Source organism: Micromonospora kangleipakensis (assembly GCF_004217615.1).
In the GTDB taxonomy this organism is placed as follows: domain Bacteria; phylum Actinomycetota; class Actinomycetes; order Mycobacteriales; family Micromonosporaceae; genus Micromonospora; species Micromonospora kangleipakensis.
Genome location: NZ_SHLD01000001.1, coordinates 5,725,938 through 5,743,943, shown reverse-complemented (window position 1 = coordinate 5,743,943; position 18,006 = coordinate 5,725,938). Strand labels below are relative to the sequence as shown.

Annotated in this window: 18 protein-coding genes and 2 tRNA genes; 9 read left to right on the top strand and 11 right to left on the bottom strand. The window is 68.9% G+C overall.

From position 1 onward, the window contains the following. The first annotated feature begins 72 nt into the window (after nt 1-72). Nucleotides 73-1,356 carry a hypothetical protein gene (locus EV384_RS27425; protein WP_207232486.1) on the top strand — a complete coding sequence of 428 codons (1,284 nt, stop codon included), beginning with the start codon at nt 73-75 and terminating at the stop codon, nt 1,354-1,356. A gap of 165 nt (nt 1,357-1,521) precedes the next feature. Here EV384_RS27425 and EV384_RS27420 read toward each other — a convergent pair whose 3' ends face one another. From EV384_RS27420 to EV384_RS37420, 3 genes are all read right to left on the bottom strand, one after another. Then, the gene (locus tag EV384_RS27420; RefSeq protein WP_130337762.1) at nt 1,522-2,112 is read right to left on the bottom strand and encodes a DinB family protein; all 591 of its coding nucleotides are present in this window, start codon (nt 2,110-2,112) and stop codon (nt 1,522-1,524) included. A gap of 122 nt (nt 2,113-2,234) precedes the next feature. Beyond that, nucleotides 2,235-3,026: a DUF2785 domain-containing protein gene (locus EV384_RS27415; RefSeq protein WP_130337760.1), complete on the bottom strand. Its 792-nt coding sequence runs from the start codon at nt 3,024-3,026 to the stop codon at nt 2,235-2,237. Next, complete coding sequence (locus EV384_RS37420) at nt 3,023-3,187, bottom strand: nitroreductase/quinone reductase family protein (RefSeq protein WP_130340853.1); 165 nt, start codon at nt 3,185-3,187, stop codon at nt 3,023-3,025. Before EV384_RS37420 ends, EV384_RS27415 begins: the two co-directional genes overlap by 4 nt. A gap of 192 nt (nt 3,188-3,379) precedes the next feature. On the opposite strand from EV384_RS37420, the gene EV384_RS27405 reads away from it, so the two are divergent. Then, entirely contained in the window at nt 3,380-3,877 is a 498-nt protein-coding gene (locus tag EV384_RS27405; protein ID WP_130337758.1) for a YcxB family protein, read from the top strand. Nucleotides 3,878-4,091: 214 nt separating this feature from the next. On the opposite strand, the gene EV384_RS27400 is transcribed toward EV384_RS27405, so the two are convergent. The 3 genes from EV384_RS27400 to EV384_RS35130 form a co-directional block, all read right to left on the bottom strand. Next, nucleotides 4,092-4,685 (bottom strand): GNAT family N-acetyltransferase, encoded by a 594-nt coding sequence (locus EV384_RS27400; protein ID WP_242624323.1) that lies wholly within the window; start codon nt 4,683-4,685, stop codon nt 4,092-4,094. Between the two features lie 345 nt (nt 4,686-5,030). Continuing rightward, a complete protein-coding gene (locus tag EV384_RS27395; RefSeq protein ID WP_130337756.1) occupies nt 5,031-7,190 on the bottom strand; it encodes a TerD family protein in 2,160 nt (719 codons plus the stop codon). 55 nt (nt 7,191-7,245) lie between these two features. Beyond that, nucleotides 7,246-7,374 (bottom strand) — tRNA-OTHER (locus EV384_RS35130). A gap of 465 nt (nt 7,375-7,839) precedes the next feature. Between EV384_RS35130 and EV384_RS35125 the strand changes: the two genes are divergently transcribed. From EV384_RS35125 to EV384_RS27370, 6 genes are all read left to right on the top strand, one after another. After that, a tRNA-Thr gene (locus tag EV384_RS35125) sits at nt 7,840-7,933 on the top strand. Between the two features lie 231 nt (nt 7,934-8,164). Further along, nucleotides 8,165-8,326 carry a hypothetical protein gene (locus EV384_RS35120; protein ID WP_165440092.1) on the top strand — a complete coding sequence of 54 codons (162 nt, stop codon included), beginning with the start codon at nt 8,165-8,167 and terminating at the stop codon, nt 8,324-8,326. 46 nt (nt 8,327-8,372) lie between these two features. Then, entirely contained in the window at nt 8,373-8,621 is a 249-nt protein-coding gene (locus EV384_RS27385) for a hypothetical protein (protein ID WP_130337752.1), read from the top strand. Nucleotides 8,622-8,750: 129 nt separating this feature from the next. Then, complete coding sequence (locus EV384_RS27380; RefSeq protein ID WP_130337750.1) at nt 8,751-9,152, top strand: FUSC family protein; 402 nt, start codon at nt 8,751-8,753, stop codon at nt 9,150-9,152. Between the two features lie 48 nt (nt 9,153-9,200). Further along, a complete protein-coding gene (locus EV384_RS27375; RefSeq protein ID WP_130337748.1) occupies nt 9,201-9,581 on the top strand; it encodes a MerR family transcriptional regulator in 381 nt (126 codons plus the stop codon). Nucleotides 9,582-9,638: 57 nt separating this feature from the next. Then, nucleotides 9,639-10,745 (top strand): oxidoreductase, encoded by a 1,107-nt coding sequence (locus EV384_RS27370; protein WP_130337746.1) that lies wholly within the window; start codon nt 9,639-9,641, stop codon nt 10,743-10,745. Nucleotides 10,746-11,449: 704 nt separating this feature from the next. Here EV384_RS27370 and EV384_RS37110 read toward each other — a convergent pair. Together EV384_RS37110 and EV384_RS27360 are read right to left on the bottom strand one after the other, a co-directional pair. Further along, nucleotides 11,450-11,890 (bottom strand): sulfite exporter TauE/SafE family protein, encoded by a 441-nt coding sequence (locus EV384_RS37110; RefSeq protein ID WP_341273643.1) that lies wholly within the window; start codon nt 11,888-11,890, stop codon nt 11,450-11,452. Further along, nucleotides 11,790-12,428 carry a maleylpyruvate isomerase N-terminal domain-containing protein gene (locus EV384_RS27360; protein ID WP_130337744.1) on the bottom strand — a complete coding sequence of 213 codons (639 nt, stop codon included), beginning with the start codon at nt 12,426-12,428 and terminating at the stop codon, nt 11,790-11,792. The genes EV384_RS37110 and EV384_RS27360 overlap by 101 nt, the downstream gene beginning before the upstream one ends. A 448-nt stretch (nt 12,429-12,876) precedes the next feature. Between EV384_RS27360 and EV384_RS35115 the strand changes: the two genes are divergently transcribed. Next, nucleotides 12,877-13,035 (top strand): hypothetical protein, encoded by a 159-nt coding sequence (locus tag EV384_RS35115; protein WP_165440091.1) that lies wholly within the window; start codon nt 12,877-12,879, stop codon nt 13,033-13,035. A gap of 166 nt (nt 13,036-13,201) precedes the next feature. On the opposite strand, the gene EV384_RS27355 is transcribed toward EV384_RS35115, so the two are convergent. From EV384_RS27355 to EV384_RS27345, 3 genes are all read right to left on the bottom strand, one after another. Then, the gene (locus EV384_RS27355) at nt 13,202-14,917 is read right to left on the bottom strand and encodes an aldehyde dehydrogenase family protein (protein ID WP_130337742.1); all 1,716 of its coding nucleotides are present in this window, start codon (nt 14,915-14,917) and stop codon (nt 13,202-13,204) included. Between the two features lie 106 nt (nt 14,918-15,023). Further along, nucleotides 15,024-16,580, bottom strand: coding sequence for a long-chain-fatty-acid--CoA ligase (locus tag EV384_RS27350; RefSeq protein WP_242624322.1), 1,557 nt, complete (start codon nt 16,578-16,580; stop codon nt 15,024-15,026). Further along, the gene (locus tag EV384_RS27345) at nt 16,577-18,004 is read right to left on the bottom strand and encodes an APC family permease (protein ID WP_130337740.1); all 1,428 of its coding nucleotides are present in this window, start codon (nt 18,002-18,004) and stop codon (nt 16,577-16,579) included. Before EV384_RS27345 ends, EV384_RS27350 begins: the two co-directional genes overlap by 4 nt. Nucleotides 18,005-18,006 lie beyond the last annotated feature (2 nt).

The window sequence follows — 18,006 nt, the reverse complement described above, 5'->3', positions numbered from 1 at the left end:
TGTCCGACCAGACCTGCGCTAGCGGTTGGCGGTCGGTGCGGTAATAATTCGGGAGCCGGAGGGGGCTGATCGATGACCGACATGGACGAGAGCACTTTCGAGGCTGAGCTCGTCGAGGAGGACGCCGCGCGTGACATTGCGAAGGCGGTCAGCGCTCGGCATTCGATCGCTCGCAGGTACGTCATGCGAGTCCGCCGTCGGAATCCGGATGCAACGCCCGCCGAAGTGATCCGACTGCTCGAGCGGCAGTACGTCACCGCCATCAGCGCCGCGGGTGCCGTCATCGCCGCCGGTGCGATAGTGGCCGATGTCGGGATCGCGCTGATTCCCGTCGCTGGGGCCGCTGCGGCCGGTGCCAAGAGCGCGGGACAGCAGGCAGCGAAGAAGGCGGGTAAGGAGGCTGCGAAGGTCGTCGCTAAGGAAGCCGCGAAGGCGGCAGCCAAGAACGTAGCGCTCGGCGCCGCGACGACGGGAGCTCGGCGAGTCGCGGCGCTTCTCCCTGCGGGCGACGAGCAGCTCCAGTTCGAGATCACGGCGATCTTCGGGCTCGCCATCGCTGACATCCACAACATGGACCTCGACAAAGAGCAAGCTCACGCCCTGGTCTACGGACTGTCGAACGAGCGCGTCAGCCAGCAGCAGATCGCGACGATGGCAACTGACCTCGCAAGTATGTCGACGGGGGGTGCCGTTGGCGTCGGACACGCGATTGCTGCCGGTCGGAGCGATTGGTCGCACTGGGCGAACACACTTGCGGACATGCTCCCTGGTGGCGCGGCGCAGAGCCTCGTTCGCACCATCCAGACGGGCCAGCTAGACACCGTGCGCCTGAACTTGAATGGGAAGCAGCAGGCGGCGATCGAATACGGAGTCGGAGCCCTGGCAGGAGGGGTCACGCGCTTCCTATTCGGTCGGGAGGTGGTTGACGCTGCCCGGGTCGCATTCGCTGATGCTCCGGACGAGTTCCCGGCACATTTGGCCATTCCAGTGAAGTCGAAGCCCGAGGACGATGACGTCGAGGCTGAACCGAACCGAGCGCTCGCGGCCCTGGAAGACGCAGCGAAGGCGACGGGAAATTGGATCTCCGACGCCGCCAATGTAGCGGGTGCTGGCGTGGCGGCCGCGGCGGGCGCTGTGGCGCGTCCGTTCAGAAGCGCCGACCTGGACGGCGACGGCATCCCGGATGCGCCGCAGGCACTGACCGCGGTGAAGGGTGTGGGCGGAGCGATCGCCGGTGCAGCCGGCGCGGTCGGGGGTGCAGCCGCTTCGCTGTTCAAGACCAAGAAGCTGGGACGCCATGCTCCTGGTGCCGACCAACGTCAGATCGAGGACACGTCGGCCGGTGCCGAGGAGTAGGCGGCGTGGGTGCTGTGCCGTCCGGCATGTTGAAAGCCATTCCCGTGTGCGCTCATGCCGCCGACCGCGCGTCACTGAGCGCAGCCGTTGTCCACGGGTAGCGGCCCGCGGACGTGCCGATGAGCGGATGCTGACCCCTCCGACTGTATCGACGGACCCAGACGGCTATCCGAATCGGTCAGCGAGCTTCGTCAGCTTCGTGACGTACGCCGGCCAGTCATAGTCGTGGGGGATGTTGGTGTTCTCCCGCTGCCAGCCGATCGATCCGTCGTGCTGCTCGCGCATCAGGTCGGCGTGCCCGGCGTGACGGGCGAGGTCGCAGGTCACGTGGACGATGATCCTTTGCAGCGTCACGGCCTGTCCACCTGGCCGCCACCACGACACCTGCCCCGGCGCGTCGAGCGGTAACTGTTCGATCGTCTGATCCGCGAACACCCCGACACGGCGATACAGGTCGATCAACCCATCCTTCGTCTCGTCCTCGCGCGCGTACCAGTCTGCCTGCGGGTCCTCCTCGAACGCCTGCATGGGGACCAGTTCCTCAGGCGTCGGGAATTCGCGCCCGAATGTGGGCCCGAAGTAGCCGGCTTCGACATTGAGGCAATGCTTGATGACGCCCAGCAGGTTGTTGCCGGTCGCGGTGCGGGGCAGTCTGGCTTCGCGTTCGCTCAGCCCGTCGAGCTTCCAGATCAGGTCTTCGCGAGTCGCCTGGAGGTAGTGGTGCAGCGCAGCCTTCGCATCGCCCAGATCAGCCATGCCTGCCAGTCTTCCTTATGCGCCCGAGCCATCGTACGAGGTGTCGCCTGCAGGATCAGCGCCCGGCTGGACGGGTCGGCATCCTCATTTGCCGCGATCCGGGCGGCAGCCGCCGCCCCGCGTCAGGAGTGCTGGAAGACCTCGGCAAGGATTGGCACCAGGCGGTCCTTCACTGCGGCGGCGTGCGGCAACGGGATAGGTGCGCTGTCGCGGCCGGTGCGCGCGCCCAGGTCGGCCAGGATGTACAGCATCCGCAGAGTGCGCATCGTGTTGGACCGGTACACCGGGGTCTGCCCGCGACGAGGTGAAACGAAGTCCTCGTGGATCGGGCCCAGCCACCGGACGGCCTGGTCACTGGTGAGCTCGGCGCGGGTCAGGGTAAGCGCGATCGCCCGCGCGAGCCGGTCGTCCTCCTGCTCGGCATACAGGTACTCGGTGCGTGTCAGTAGCCGCGCCGCGGCCAGCTCCAACATGGCGGTCGGGTCGACACGCGGATGCCGGCCGAACGCGGCCAGCAGGTCGGCGCCGTGAGCCACCGCGTGCAACCAGGCCAGCTTGTCGTCATACCCGCGCAAGTCGGTCTCGGCCAGGTACCAGCGGCGGAACGCCTCCTGCCACGCCGGCTCGAAGTCACCCTTGCTGACGATCATGTCCAGAACCAGCGGGGCGAAGGTACGCGCCTCGATCTGCTGGTCAGCGAACCGGGCTGCCATCTGGTCACCCAGCCACCGGCGCCGCACACGATCGATGACATCACGGGCGATCCAGGTACGCAGCACCACGTACGGTGAACCGTCGCGTACCTCCGGGTCAGGGTCACGCAGAGATTTGGCTAGATCAGCGACGAGCTCATCGAGGTCAGCCGTCGCCGGCAAAGCGAAGTCCGTATCGCATACGTGGTCCCAGTCGATCAACTGGGCAGCCTAGGCCATCGCATGATGTACGACCTGCCGGGTACCGTCCACGACCGCCCCGACTTCCGCCCGGTCGTGGCCAGCAACAGCAACGGTGCGCCGAACATCTTGCCGCCGATCTTCCCTCCGCTGCGCCGGTCCAGCCACCCGGCCGTGCGCAGAAACCCTCGCTCAAGCCGAATCCCCAGACCGTTCCGCCATGGTCACTATCCACCAGGCAAGGGTCGGTGGATGCCCGGTCAGGCCGCCAAACGCGCGCTCTATGCCCTGACAACGGGCGGCCCCGACGATCCGGCCAGCGGGGCGCGAGTCAGGCGCTGCCCGGGGGCGGGTGGGAGCACTATCGTTCTGGCGTGCACATCCGTTTTGACGTCCCAGCCGATCCCGCCTACCCGGGCCGCGTGGCCGCTGCGCTCAGCAGTGTTCGGCTGCGCAAGTACGGTTATATCGGCGCAGTACTGGCGGCGGTCGGGGCGATCGGTTTCGCCGTCTCGCGGGGGTTCGCGTGGGGCGACCAGATCTCGCCGCTGTGCATGGCGATGGTCGTGGGTGGCCTGCTGTCGATGCTGTACTCGCCGTGGGTGCGGTTGCGCGCCCGGCGCCGCTCCAGTCGCTACGCTGTCGAGGGCGCCTACGACATCACCGACGACAACATCATGATGCGCAGCGGCTCGGAGTCCGGCGGCATCGCCTGGGACGGGGTCGCCCAGGTAAGGCACACCCCTGAGTTCTGGATCGTGTACGTCGGCCGGATGCCGGCGACCGTGATCCCACGCCGCTTGATGTCCGCCGAGGACGCCGAGACGTTGCGAGCCTATATGGCCAAACGTGGGCTGCTCCAGCGTCGGTGAACTCATTTGCCGCGAAGCGCTCGTCACGGAAGGTAACCGGATCGCGGGTGCCTGCATCCGGACGTGCCGAGATCCGGGTGTCGAGTGCCCGATAGGGAACGGCCGACGGGCCGCCCCGGCGCTGATCTTTACCGGCTCGTGCTGTTGACCATCGATCAGTGGTCAAGTTGGCGATGGCCGTACCGCGGCGTCACCGGACCGTTGGCACCATGGGTCATCGGCCTCCGGCTCGTTGGAGCGCGCGCAGCCGTTCGCCGCGCAGGCCGACGCAGTCGTGGGCCCAGAAGACGTCGGAGTAGACAAGGGTGCCGTGCATCCAGTCCTCGTACGCCGACAGCCGGGCGACCTGGTACGCGCCCGGCGGGTACCGCAGCGTCGGCGGCCGGAAGCCCAGCCGCTCGGCGTCGTCGAAGCCACGCGCACCGTAGTAGCCGGACGCGCCCTCCAAGAACACCAGCGGTATGCCCTGGGCGTCGGCGGCGGACAATGCGTGGCCGATCAACGCGGTGCCGATCCCGGATCGCTGGAACTCCGGCAGGACGCCCAGCGGCGACAGTGCGTACACGGCCACCAACCGCTCCGGCGCGTCCAACCGGCAACCGCTGAGCATCACGTGCCCGACGACCCGATCGCCTTCCGAGTCGTCGACGGTGGCCACCAGTGACAGTGGTGGCAACGGCGCTCGGGCGGTCCGCAGGTCGTCAACCAGGCCCGGCACCCGGTCTGGATGGCCGAACGCGCGGGCGTGAACTTCCCGCACCGCCGCGTGATCGTGTTCCTGCTCCAGTCGCACGTCATGTCCCGTCACGGCCGCAAGGTTAGCCGTAACGCCGCCGCGTAGTCGGGGATTTCTGTCCGGCCTCAAGGGTCATGGTGGTGCATCAATGCCGCACAGAGGGACGGTGATCGGCAGCTGACCGTGCTCGGCGTCCGGATCTGCCGCTGATCGCCGCTCGTGCCGATGTGAGTGCGTCGTCGAGGCAGCGTGGCGCTGCTTCCCCGGTCAGTTCGGAAGGTGGCCGGAAAATTTCTGTGGCTCGCCGGCGAGGGCCGAGGAGAGCGCGGGCGCTGAATACCAGATCCTCCGCTTGCGCGGAGTTCCCGAATCGAACGGAATAGCAGGAAGCGCCCGCATGGCCTCGGCCGTCGCCGCTTACGCAGGGATCAGCTCACTGAGCCGATCGAGAGTATATGCCTCCGACCCATCCGGTAGTTCCTCAGGCGCCTCGATGCCGATGAACGTGATCGGCTCGTCCGGCAACCGGCCGTTCCACGTCATTACCTCGGCCCGCGCACGCCAACGGTCGACAAGGTAGGACACGGTGAGGTAACGCCTCTCCATCAGTGCTCGTACCCGGTCGGCCGTGGTGAACGTGTTCTCCTCCACCCGATTGAATGACGGCGTACCCCGGAGGTACAGGTGCAGCCACACCGCCTGCCAGCCACGCTCGCCCTTGGCGAACACCATCGGCAGCGCGACCCGGCCCTGGCCGCGCAGGTGCGAACGCGCCCGCACGGTCCGTGCGTCGAACGGGGCGCCGAGCTGGTCCCGTGTGCGGGTCTGGTACCCGAACATCGACTCGGCGACCTCGTCGAACGACTCGCCCGCATAGATGTTGACCTGCGGAACCACATAGTGCCCGCGAACTGTCAGGGGCACGTCGATGAACTCAGTCGCACCGTTCGTTGCGTCGGTGACGTCACCGGAATGCACCACACCGTCGTGGTGGTAGTTCGTCCAAGACACCTGGCCTGCACCGTGGAACTCGTCATCGAGCAGCAGCACCGACAGGTCGTAGTCGGTGCGACGACTGGTCTGACGCCAGTATGTGAAGAAGCGCAGCAGCTCACCGGACACCGACGCCCGCGAGCCCCTCGGCAGGACCGAGAAACCGCCTTCGGCCGCCTTGCCGGACAGCGGCAGTGCAACGTCGAGCACCTCCGGGTCCACCACCAGCGGTCGTTCCGGCTCCGGCAGCCGGGCGCTGATCTCGGCGTCGAGCAGCGACGACAGCTCGGCCACCAGTTCGGCCGGCAGCGGTGGCCGCTCGTCGGGACCGACCCACGCGTTGCGCGAGCGGCTCGCGTACATCCGGGCGGACGCGGGCGACAGCCGGTTGTCGACATGCTCCCGCAGCGAGAGGAGCACTCGGCCCGACGCCGAGCCGAGCGCACCGGTGACTGCTTCGACGACAGCGGTTCGCTCCGACGGCGACGCCAGCCGCAGCAGCCGGTCCGCAGATCGCAGGAGCAGGCCCGGCGCGGCCGACAGCACCGATGCGGCCGGGCCGATGGCTCCGGCGCGGATCGCCGCCTCCGCGCGGCCGGCGAGGTTGGGTACCCGCCGCTCGCCACGCGCGACCGCGAACACCTCCTGCGCGTGCGGCCACTGGTCGTACTCGTGCGGGTGCAGCCGTTCCCCGAGGCGCTTCCACCGCTCCGCGTAGCGCACGACGTCCCCGAGCTTGTCCGGGCTTGCACCGACGACCTTGTTCAGGGCGGCCAGCAGCATCCGCCGCTCCGGGCGCCGGAAGGCACGGAATCGCGTGGGTGTCACGAGCGAGGCGTCCCCGCCGGAGACCTGGCAGGCAAGGCGCAGCACGTCGGTCGTCGTGTCCACGCCGACCAGCGGCCGGCCGAGGACGAGCCGGATCCCGTTGAGCACGGCACGGTTCTCCCGTACCGGGATATCGGCCGGCTGCGCGCCGTCCACGCAGGCGACTGCGAGCTCACTGAGGATCGCGAGGTCCGCCTCGCCATGCGGCGTCGAGCTACCGGCCAGGGCCAGATAGAGCCGCGCCGCCTCCACGTCGGCGGCGTCGCCGAGACGCAGCAAGGTCACCCGGTCACCGGCTGTGGTGATCAGGTCGTCGTGCGCGGCCAACAGCTCGGCATGGGTGTGCTGGTAGGTCCCGTAAGTCGGCAGGTCCAGCAGGTTTACCCCGCCCGAGGCGACGGCGTCCCGCAGCTGCGCGTCGGTCGCCGTGCCCCCGCCGATGAGTACGGCCGCCCGTAGCCGGTCCGTCCAGAACTCGATCGTGTCCGGCACGTCGTCCGGGAAGCCGATGAAATAGGCGTTGTGCTGGACATGGTCGCCGACCAGCTCGCGCACCGCCGAGACGACCGTGGCGGCGAGGTCCATCGCCGGCGCGGGGTCCAGGGTGCCGATGTGCTCCAGCAGAGCCCGCGACGCCGAGAACCCGACATCGAGCAGTGCCGCGTCCAGTTGCCGGGCCACCGGCGTGCCGTCGCCAGCCGCGCCATTGCTGGCCGGCACGCGCAGTGTTTTCTGGATGATCAGATTCTCGAGCACGTGGTCCTCCCTTCCGGTCGACTCTGGCAGTTGCCGGCCTGCGGCCGGGGCACAGTGGGTCGCCGGGGACTCGAACCCCGAACCCTTCGATCCAACTAGGAGAAGGAAGCGCTCCCGTGACCGCACAGGCGGAGAGCGGACGCGCTACTCAGTCGAATGCTCTATCCAGTTGAGCTAGCGACCCAGATGTCGATCATCGCACCGGCCGGGCCGACATGGCTATCCGGTTTCGAAGTCACTGCCGGACACGACGGACATGGAGTGCCGCTCCCCGGCGGTGACGGCCCGCAAGCCCGTCAACATGGAGGACTTCTACAGCTGAGGGCCGCTCCGAGGCGTACTCATTTGCCGCATTGCGCGTTCGACCAGGCTGTCGCAGCGCCCGACTCCGACGGATCAGTTGAGGCTCGGCGGATCTTTCGGCCGGACAAGCCGGAAGGCGAGGTGGGTGGCGATCGGGCCGTTAGCAACTCCCGTTCGCTCAAGGTCGAGCCGTGTGAGCTCAGGGTGGTCGAAGAGGCGGGAGGGACGCGCGTACCGGGTCAAGCGCGCCGGCGCACTTCGATACGGGCACTGGGCCAATAAAGCAGCGGTTGACATCAACGGGGGCGGCCGTGGCCGGACACGCTCGCACGGATGTCGCCATCAGGCCGGACGCAGCGGCCGTCAGCGGACACTCCGACTCTTGCCAGAAGCGCCTTGTAAGCGAGATGTCGCCGGTTCGATCCCGGCCGGGGGCTCCAACTCCACCAGGCGTTTCGGGGCAACGGCTCCCGCGAGGCGGCCGGATGCCAGCAACGCTGACAGCAGCCGGGGTCATGACAGCCGCCCGTGGAGCTTGCCGAGCGCCTGACGCATCGCGTCGAGCGGGACCAGGGGAGGGACCAGCTTTGCCGGGCCGCCAGCGGATGACCGGCAGGCCCGTTGGTTCGGTCGCCACGTCACTGGCCGTGGGTGTGCTATCGCTCGTAGCCGTGCTGTGTACCGGGATCGTGGCCGTGCCGGTGTCGTGGGCTGTTCTCAAGCAGGCCGAGGCAAATCGAGGTGAGGCGACGCCGGACGCGGCGGTGAGCGTGTACGTGCTCCAGATGAGCAGCGGGGAGGAGATCGGCCTGTCGCGGGTGGCTCGCCGGTAGCCGTCACGACGAGCTGTTGCGGCAGTGGCGTCAGTATCGCGGCGAGATGGAACGCGGCAACGTGCCGTCGAAGCTTGAGACGGTGGGACCGATTGACGTCGAGGGCCAGGGCGACGGCCGGGCGACGGTGACTGTCCAGGTCCACGCGATCTGGTGGAACGAACAGGTCAACCTCAGCGGCGCAGCCCACCCGTGGCGGTTCGAGACGCGGCGAGACGCCGGCGGCTGGCGGGTGTGCGCAGCGGACCTGCCGCCATGGTGCGATGTGCACGTCCGGGCGGATGGCTGCGGTTGAGGCTGGCGGTTGGCACATACGAGTTGCCTCCGCCTTCGGTGGCGCGACAGATTGCGGATCTCCAGCATCCGATCTTCACCGATACACGTTGATTTCGTCGGAGGGCCGATGGATTCACGGAGGTGAGACGTGCTCAGCTGGCTTCGGGGTGTGCTGCGCGAGACCGTGCCGCGAAAAGGCCGAGATGTGTACGAGCGGCTCCGCACGTACCTCATCGTCGCGGTGCAGGCGGGGCTGGCGGCCGAACTGTCCTGGTTCATCACGCGCGACGTGCTGGACAATGCACAGCCCTCGTTCGCGCCCGCCGTCGCGGTCGGCGCGATCGCGGGAGCCATCGGTAATCGGATCAGGCGAACGCTGGACATCATTGGCGGCGTGATCGTCGGGGCGGTGGTCGCGCACTTGATCACACGGGCCATCGGGGTAGGGCCGGTACAAACCGGCGTGGTCGTGGCAGTGGCCATCTCGATGGCCGTCCTGTTTCGGTATCCGTCCGGCGCGGGCTTCCGTTCGACGGCGGCGACGGCATAGATTCGAATTCCGGTGTCGAGGCCACGGGTGTCAGGCGGGAGGGACGCGATGCGGATCGGCGAGCTAGCGGCCCGGACCGGGGTGAGTGCCCGGTCGATCCGGTACTACGAAGAGCAAGGACTGCTCGTGTCGACGCGTACGGCGAGCGGCCAGCGGATCTTCTCGGAGGCGGCGCTCGAGCGGGTCCGGCTGATTCAGCGGCTGTTCGACGCGGGCCTGAGCAGCAAGCGCATGTATGAGCTGCTGCCCTGCATGACGAATCCGGACATCCGCACGTCGTGGTTGACCGACCGGCTCCGCGAGGAGCGCGACCGCATGGCCGCGGACATGGCCCAGCTCGCCCATACGGTCTCGGCGCTGGACCGCATCGTCGACGACATGACGGTCGACGAGCCGGCCGGCGGACCTGCGGCACGCGCCGCGGCCTGAAACCGACGCTGCCGCGGGCTTGCCCCTGACACTGGTGTCAACTCCTACCGTGAGGGCATGACAGCAATCCTCACCTCTCACCCGGTCGTCGACCTGGCGCTGGCGCCGCTGCTGGAGCCGGTCACGTTCGCCGGTCTGCCGTTGGCCTCCCGGTTCGTCATGGCGCCGATGACTCGGTTCCACTCGCCGGGCGGGGTGCCGGCGCCCGAGGTGGCCGCGTACTACCGCCGCCGGGCCGAGCACGGTGTCGGGCTCCTCGTCACCGAGGGAGTCTGGGTCGGCCATCCCACCGCAGGCCACGAGGACACGGTGCCGCGGATGACCGCGGGTGCCGCCGAGGCAAGCTGGCGGCGTGTGGTCGACGAGGTGCACGCCGTGGGCGGTCGGATTGCCGCGCAGCTGTGGCACCTGGGCAGCCTGCGCGAGCCGGTTGACGGGCTGGCGGCGTGGACGCCGTCGGGGGTGCGTGAGCCGGGCCGCCCGGCAAGCCGCGCGATGACGGTCGCCGACATCGACGAGCTGCTGGAGTCGTACGCCGAGGCGGCCCGGGTGGCGGCCAGGGCCGGGTTCGACGCGGTCGAGATCCACGCCGCGCACGGCTACCTGCTGGACGAGTTCCTGTGGCCGTTCACCAACCGGCGCACCGACGCGTTCGGCGGCTCGCCGGCGCGGCGGGCGGCGTTCCCGGCCGCGGTCGTGCGCGCCGTCCGCGCGCAATTCCCTGCGGACCGGCCGCTGATCGTGCGGTTCTCGCAGTTCAAGGAGCGGCGGTTCGACGCCCGAATCGCGGAGACCCCCGCCGAGCTGGACGCGATCCTGACCGCGTTCGCCGAGGCCGGCGCGAGCGCGCTGCACGCGTCTCAGCGGCGATTCTGGCAGCCGGCGTTCCCCGGCTCCGGACTGAACCTCGCCGGCTGGGCTAAGCGGCTCACCGGCCTGCCAACGATCACGGTGGGCTCGGTCGGCCTGACCCGCGACTTCCTGCGGCCCGGTGGCCCCGAGTCGGTCTCCGGCCTGGTCCAGCGGGTGGCGGCCGGCGAGTTCGACCTCGTCGCGCTCGGCCGGATCCTGCTGGGCAACCCCGCCTGGGTCACCCACGCCGCCGCAGGACGGCTCGACGACATCGTCGACTACCGCAAGTCCCACGAGGACACGTATCATTGATCTACTAGGCCGTGTTTCATAGGCGGGGTTGACCGTGCGGGAATCGGCCCGCCGTCACGGCATCGACCTGCCCTATAGGGGACATCAGTTGTTGACATCAACGGTGGCGGTCGAGGCCGGACAACCGCGTACAGGTGTCGGCTCTAACGCGAACCTGGTGAACATCAGCGGATGCCACGACTGTTGCCGGATGCGCCTTACAAGCGAGGGGTCGAGCGGCGGACGACTCGCTCGTCGCCCGACCCCTCGGGTTGTGCGCGATCAACGATGGCAGGCCACCTTTGCCCCTAACGAAGCCTGGACGCTGGTTAGGCCCGGTTTGGTGCCCGAACCGACCCCCACGCAGACCAGGGAGGCCGCTCTATTGCGGTGGTGGATGCCCCGTGTTGATCGCCGTCAAGGGTTAGCGGAGTGGTCCGACATGATCGGGACGCGGTGCCCGGGCCAAGCGTCGCCTGGCAATATGGGGCACACAGGGGGCACAAGACACCGTCAAACGTCGTCAAGCAGCGAGCGACTACGGCAGCCCGAAACGTCGTGTGAGCAGGTGTCCGGCAGTGGTTCCGCTGGTTGGATGATTGGTGTCTCTCAGTTCCGCTTCAACGTCGGACGGTCCAGGGGCTACAAGCCGACGAGGAACAGCAGACCGGCCGCGACGAGGCCGACTTCGACGAGTCGGACGAAGGGGCGGTCGCTGATCCGGTTCACGGTGCGTTTGCCGGCCCAGGCTCCAGCGAGAGTGGCGGGGTGAGTGTTACGCCGAGCAGGAGGACCTGGGGGTCGAGTAGGGAGCCGGCTCCGTAGGCGATGAGCTTGGTGAGGTGCATGGTCAGCGCGCATGCTGCTGCGGTTCTGATGTAGGCGTCGCGGACCAGGCCGTAGGCGAGAAAGAACGGTGCCGTGAGCGGGCCGACGGAGCCGAGGAGGGCGGAGCCGAGCCCGGAGGCAGCCCCGACCCCGACGAACGCGCGGGGTGAGGGTTTGCGCGGGTGAGGGGCACCCTTGCTGTCGCGGCGATCCGAATGGCTGTGATGACCCGGCGTTCTACAGCGCCGAGATCGAGACGGGCGCGCGTTCGGCGCGGCTGAGGGCACGCAGCACGTTGGTCGCGCCGTGCCGGCGTAATGCGATCCGGGAGAGCACATCGACGACGGTCTCGATGGCCTGGGCGGGTAGTTCGGGTGCCGGAACGCCGACGCTGTAGGCGAGATCGTCGCAGTGGACGACGACTTCCAGGAGCCGACTCGTCACGAAGTCGTCCAGGCTGATCGACCACGCTCCCCAGGTTGGACGGCGCACCGGCCGAGAAGGCGCGGTCGGCAGCACGGCTCGTAGCTCTTCCACGGTGGCTTCGACGCGGGCAGCCAGCGCCGCCGGGCCATCCGCGGCGTCCTGTTCGCCACTGGTGCGGATGAGGACGTTGAACGGATCATCGAGGTCTGATCCGATCCAGCTCACCCGCGCGTAGTACTCGTGGAGTGGGATGACCTTCTCGGTGGGCACCGGTTCGGCGAGCACCTTGGGGATGAAGAAGATCTGCCCGGCCAGATGTCCGGCCAGCCCTCGAACGCTCAGCTTCGCCAACGCGCTCGGCTCATGCCACGCAGTGGCTACCTGCGGGGCAGCGAGCAGCTTCGCCGCCGACGCTGCCGCACTGAGGTAGAGCTCTCTGATCTGCGCCATGTCAAAGCCCCTCGGGTTAGTGGTGCATGCCTGTGTCCGGCAACGTCAACAGCAAGATCCCGGAGGGCATTCCGCCTCGCCGTCCCTGACTGGCCGCCGGCTTCCCGCCGAGTCGCGATTGCCCATGTCGGCGGCGTGGGTTGACCGGATTTGCCGTAGCGGCCACACGTCGGTGGGTCGTGGATCCACTGAGCCCTTTTCATCGAGATCATGCTGATCACGGGGGTGCCGGGGGGCCCGGAGATCGATGAAGGCGAGGCGGGCGAAGGCGGCGGCGTGAGCCTGCCCGTCGTCCAGGGGCTGGGCGGTGTGGTCGTGCACGCGGGACGTCGCCGCCGCAGTGGTGACCGACCAGGAGTGCGCCCGCCGGCGCTGGCGGGGCGTGTACGAGGCCGGCGGCATGACCTAGCCGAAGCTGAGCCGCGCGCTCGACGGCGACGTGCCGCCGATGTGGTGGGACGGGGACGTGATCCTCGCCGACCGCACCGAGGCCGGCGACGGGCTCATGACGATCGAGCCTGACGAGCGCGGGCTGTACGTGGTGATGGGCCGGATCTGGACCTGGGAGGAGGTCCCGGTCGACGCCGCCGACGCGGTGCATGGGTGACGGTCGGACCGTAGCCGTATAGCTGGGGGCGGTGCGACGCGCCGGCCCCCTTCGCTTGGGCAAGATCGACCTTGTTCCCGGCGGGAACATCACCGGGAACAGTGGGCCGCGACGGGCTACAAGGGGCCACGAGTAGACACAAGCTGCCGGCCTGAAGCCCGCTCGGTTATCCCCGCAGTGCGGAGGTGAAGATGGCGGGCAGCGCGCTCCAGCGGGGCCGGGCCGCGAACGCGGTGAGTCTGCGGCCGGTTGTCGCGGCGGTGCGGTTGGTGACGAACCACGGCGGTTTCGGGGTGAGGCTGAACTCGCCGGTCATGACCGAGCGCGGCAGCGGCCGGAACGGGCCGTACACCACGGTCCGCTCGGGACGGTGCAGCAGCAGCGAGTTGTGCACCACGCCGCGGCCGCTCTGGACGTCGTCGAGCGGATGGCCAGGGAACGCGCCCCAGGTGGCGCGCGGAGTCAGGTAACCCACGCCGGTCCAGGCGTTGACGCCGATGGTGCCGTAGCGCAACCGGGCGATGCTCTCGCGCAGGTGCGCGCCCAGTTGCCGCCGGGTGCGGTTGTCAATGATCAGGTTGGCGCCCAGGGTGCCGTGCATGCGCTCGTTGGCCACATCGACCGCGGCGTTGAGGAACTCCACACCGGTGCCGGGTAGTTCGGCCACGCCGAGGACCGGTCCGAAGTACTCGGTGCCGAACGCGGACTCGGTGCCGTCGGCGAGGTCGAGGTTCCACAGCAGGGTGCGCTCGGCGGTCCCGCCGACGCCGTCGAAGCCCGGATGCTCCTGCCGGGCGCCGGCCACCCGCGCGTCGCAGCCGGGATACCAGGCGGGACGGGCAGGTGCAGCCGCGAACGCGGCACGCAACGCGGTGAAGAACTCCTGCTTCTGCGGCCAGTCCTTGCTGACGATGACGACCTGGGCGGCGATGCAGTTGAAGCCGCTGTTGTGCAGGCGGTGGGTGGCGATGTGCTCGGCCTGAAAGCGGATGTCGGCCGCAGACCAGCGGCCCGGCACCACGATCGTCGGCGACACCCCACCGAGTTCGCTGGTGATCGGCTTGGTCAGGCGTGGGGTGCCCGCCGCCTTCGCCGTGGCGCCCGCCGCGCCCGCACCCCAGACGATAGCGTCGTGGGTGGCCTCGCTGCCGGTGATGTGTACGGCGTCGACGCTCTCGTGGGTCACCAGGTGGTCGCCGACCTTGGCGTCGCCGGTGACGATGCGCAGGTAGCCGCGGTCGATGAACGGCGCGAAGACTGCCTCGAACACCGGCAGCAGCGCGTCGGTGACTGGGTTGAGCTTGAGCAGGACCACCTGGTTGTGGGCATAGAGCTGGTAGAGCACGTCCAGCGGCGGGATCGAGGTGATGTTGCCCGCGCCCATGACCACCGCGACACCGGCGGTCTGCTCGGGCGTTCGCAGGCCCAGGCCTGCCTGTTCCTGCGTCTCCTGCGCGGTGACGCCCGGCTCCATCCACACCTCGGCCCGGAAACCGCTGAGCAGCAACCGGTCGAACATGTGGTGCGGCAGCACGTCGATGGCGACCCGGCCACCGGGCGCGGTCCCGACCGGGTATCCGGCCAGCAGATTCCGGCCCTCCGCCAAGCGGGCCAGGGAGTCGGCCAGGGCCTCGGCGTAACCGAGCACCGCCCATGGGCCACTGATCCATTCCTCACCCAGCAGGGGCGAACCGGCCGGCAACTGCTTGATCTCCCCGGCGACGCGTACCCACTCCTCGGCCTGGGCGGCGACGTTGGCATGCATCTGCAGCAGCAGGTTGCGGCGGGACGCGAGCGACTCGGCGGCCCAGCCGCGCTCCCCGTCACGCAGCGCCGCGATCAGCTGATCCAGCTGCGCGATGGTGGCGGTGCTGATACTCATCGGGCGACGTCCTTTTCGAAATCGGTTCTGCGGGGGGTATGGGATGGAAAGGCCGCCTTCCGCCATGACCTGACTCATGGCAGGCGGCGGTGTTCAGCAGGCCGGCTCAGCCGGTGGTGTATGGCGCGACGAGGTCGGCGGGCGCCTCGACCTCACGCTTGAGGATCTTGCCGGTGGGGGTTTTCGGCAGCTCGTCGACGATCCACACGTGCCGCGGGTACTTGTACGCCGCGGCCTGCGCCTTGACGTGCTCGCGCAGCTCGTCGGGGGTGGCGGTGGCGCCGTCCTTCAGCGCGATCGCGGCGCAGACCTCCTCGCCCAGCTCCGGGTGCGGGATGCCGATGACGGCCACCTCGCGCACGGCCGGGTGCTCGTAGAGCAGCTCCTCGATCTCGCGCGGGTACACGTTGTACCCACCACGGATGATCATGTCCTTCTTGCGGTCGACGATGAAGAAGTAGCCCTCGTCGTCCATGCGGGCCAGGTCACCGGAGCGGAACCAGCCGTCGGCGTCGATCACCTCGGCGGTCGCGTCGGGGCGGCGCCAGTAGCCCTTCATGACGTTGTGGCCCCGGATGACGATCTCGCCGACGCCGTTCTCGACGTCGCGAAGCGCCATCTCCACGCCGGCGATGGCGGTGCCGATCGAGCCGGGCTTGCGCTCGCGGTCGGCGTGGTTGAACGACGCGATCGGCGAGGTCTCCGACAGCCCGTAGCCCTCCAGGATGATGCAGCCGAACTCGGCCTCGAACGCGCGAATGACCTCCACCGGCAGCGCCGCCCCGCCCGATGCGCACATCCGCAGGCTGCTCACGTCGAACTTCGCCCGTTCCGGGTGGGCCAGCAGCGCGACGTACATGGTCGGCACGCCCTGGAAGATCGTGACACGGTGGTGGTGGACGGTGTCGAGCACGGCGTGGGCGTCGAAGCGCCGCACCAGGGCCAGGCAGGCACCTGCCGTGATCGCCGTGTTGAGGCCGCAGCCCTGGCCGAACGAGTGGAACAGCGGCAGCGCCCCCAGCACGATGTCCTGGGCGGTCAGCGAGAACAGGTCGACCGCGATCTGGGCGTTGCGGGTCAGGTTGGCGTGGGTCAGCTCGGCGCCCTTGGGGGTGCCGGTCGTACCCGAGGTGTAGAGGATGACGGCGGTTTCGGTCGCGTCGCGCTCGACGATCCCGGTCTCCGGCGTGGTCCCGGCCAGCAGAGTCTCGAACTCTCCCGGCGTCACCAGCAGGCACTCCGTGCCGGCGGTGGCCGCGCCGGCCGTGGCGTCCTCGGCGAACCCGTGCCAGGCCAGCACCAGCTTCGCCTGCGAGTCGCCGAGGTAGAACGCCACCTCACGCGCCTTGAGCAGCACGTTCATCGGCACCACGACGGCACCGGCGCGCAGGATGCCGTAGTAGGCGGCGGCGAACTGCGGCACGTTGGGCAGCATGATGCCGACCCGGTCACCCGGCTGCACGCCGCGGTCGCGCAGCAGCCCGGCCACCCGGGCGCTGGCCTCGTCGAGCTGCGCATACGTCAGCACCATGTCGCCGAACCGGATGGCCGGGGCGGCGCCGTCGCGGGCGACCGAGGCGGCCAGATTCCGGGCGAGGTTGGCCATAACCAGGTCTCCCTGTCGTGTGTTGTCGGCCGGGGTGTCCAGGGCCGTGATGGTCATGAAGGCGCGCCTTCCGAGGCCTCGACGACCTGAGTGCCGGCCCGGGCGGCTGCGCGGGCAGCGGCCCGGGCCGCGCGTCGGGCTGCCAGTTCCTCGGCCTCGCGGCGCTCGAGGCGGGGGACGTAGGTGAAGACGTAGCTGGTGGCCAGCACGGCGAACCCGAGGACGATGAGCAGCGGCACCGGGTTGATGTCTGGACCGACGCTGACACTGGCGAGTAGGCCGAGGAGCCCGAAGAGCCCGGTGCAGCCCAGCGCAACGAACGCACCGCCGCGCATCCGGAACGGGCGCGCCTGGTCGGGGTCTCGACGGCGCAGTCGCCACACGACGTAGCCGGCCGCAGCGTAGATCATCATCTCCAGCGCCGCGCAGACCGAGACCATGACGAAGAACGACCCGGTGAGGGCGACCACGCCTGCCAGGACCAGGGAGCTACCACCGAGAAGGTAGACCGGGAGCACCGGCACGGCCCGGTCGTTGAGCCGGGCGAGCGCACGGGGCAGCTTGCCTTCGCGAGCGACAGCGTAGATGAACCGGGACATGGTGACGAAGCCGCCGTTGAACGTATTCACCGCCGTGAGCGCCGTGATGGCCAGCATTACCAGCATTCCGACGTGGCCCAGCGCAGCCTCTGCGACCAGGAGCTGCGGGTACGCCGTGCCGAGCTGCTCGCCGTTGAGGGTCAGGCCCATCGCGACGGCGAAAACCGCCTGGCTGACCGCGAGGACCAGCACCGAGACCAGCATGGCCCGCTGGATCGTCTTGGGCTTGGTCACCTCTTCGGCGTTGGTGGTGACCCACTCGAAGCCGGTGTAGAGGAAGATGCCCAGGATCAGCGCCTGCAGCGGGGAGCTGCTCGAGCCGGCGCCGGGGTGCGCCACCGGCCCGTGGTTGACGATGGCGGCCACGCCGATCGCCACCGTGCCCACCACGACGATGCTGGTGACGATCTTCTCCGCCACTCCGGCGAGCTTGATGCCGCGCAGGTTCAGCCACGTGGCGAGGACCAGGAGCACGGTGACATAGACCATCGCCACGAGGTGGCCGTTGTCGAAGGCGTAGGCCAGCGCCTCGCCGATGATGTAGGCGTCCGCGCCGATGACCAGGACGATCGCGGTCATGTAGGTCAGCGTGATGATCAGCGCGACCCGGTCGTTCATGGCACGGCCCATCCAGAGCCGGATACCGGCGGCGGTCGGATAAAGGCCGTTGAGCTCGGAGAACAAGCCGCGTACCCCGAGGATCAGCACGCCACCGGCCAGGACCGCGATCCAGGACAGCGGGCCGCTGATGTAGGTGAGCAGCGCGGCCATGCCCAGGAAGTTGATGGCCGCGAAGGCCAGGCCGGTGGAGATCGCCGAGGCGCCACCGAGGGAGAGGGAGCGGCTGAGCTGGGGTGGCTCGGTCGCAGTCAGGTCGGCCATGA

Coding starts and splice junctions, on each gene's coding strand:
- EV384_RS37110 (WP_341273643.1), bottom strand. CDS start 11,890: ATGTGCTCTCCCGGATCGCATTACGCCGGCACGGCGCGACCAACGTGC.
- EV384_RS27375 (WP_130337748.1), top strand. CDS start 9,201: ATGCGGATCGGCGAGCTAGCGGCCCGGACCGGGGTGAGTGCCCGGTCG.
- EV384_RS35115 (WP_165440091.1), top strand. CDS start 12,877: ATGTGGTGGGACGGGGACGTGATCCTCGCCGACCGCACCGAGGCCGGC.
- EV384_RS27385 (WP_130337752.1), top strand. CDS start 8,373: ATGGAACGCGGCAACGTGCCGTCGAAGCTTGAGACGGTGGGACCGATT.
- EV384_RS27345 (WP_130337740.1), bottom strand. CDS start 18,004: ATGGCCGACCTGACTGCGACCGAGCCACCCCAGCTCAGCCGCTCCCTC.
- EV384_RS27425 (WP_207232486.1), top strand. CDS start 73: ATGACCGACATGGACGAGAGCACTTTCGAGGCTGAGCTCGTCGAGGAG.
- EV384_RS27350 (WP_242624322.1), bottom strand. CDS start 16,580: ATGACCATCACGGCCCTGGACACCCCGGCCGACAACACACGACAGGGA.
- EV384_RS27360 (WP_130337744.1), bottom strand. CDS start 12,428: ATGGCGCAGATCAGAGAGCTCTACCTCAGTGCGGCAGCGTCGGCGGCG.
- EV384_RS27370 (WP_130337746.1), top strand. CDS start 9,639: ATGACAGCAATCCTCACCTCTCACCCGGTCGTCGACCTGGCGCTGGCG.
- EV384_RS27420 (WP_130337762.1), bottom strand. CDS start 2,112: ATGGCTGATCTGGGCGATGCGAAGGCTGCGCTGCACCACTACCTCCAG.
- EV384_RS27355 (WP_130337742.1), bottom strand. CDS start 14,917: ATGAGTATCAGCACCGCCACCATCGCGCAGCTGGATCAGCTGATCGCG.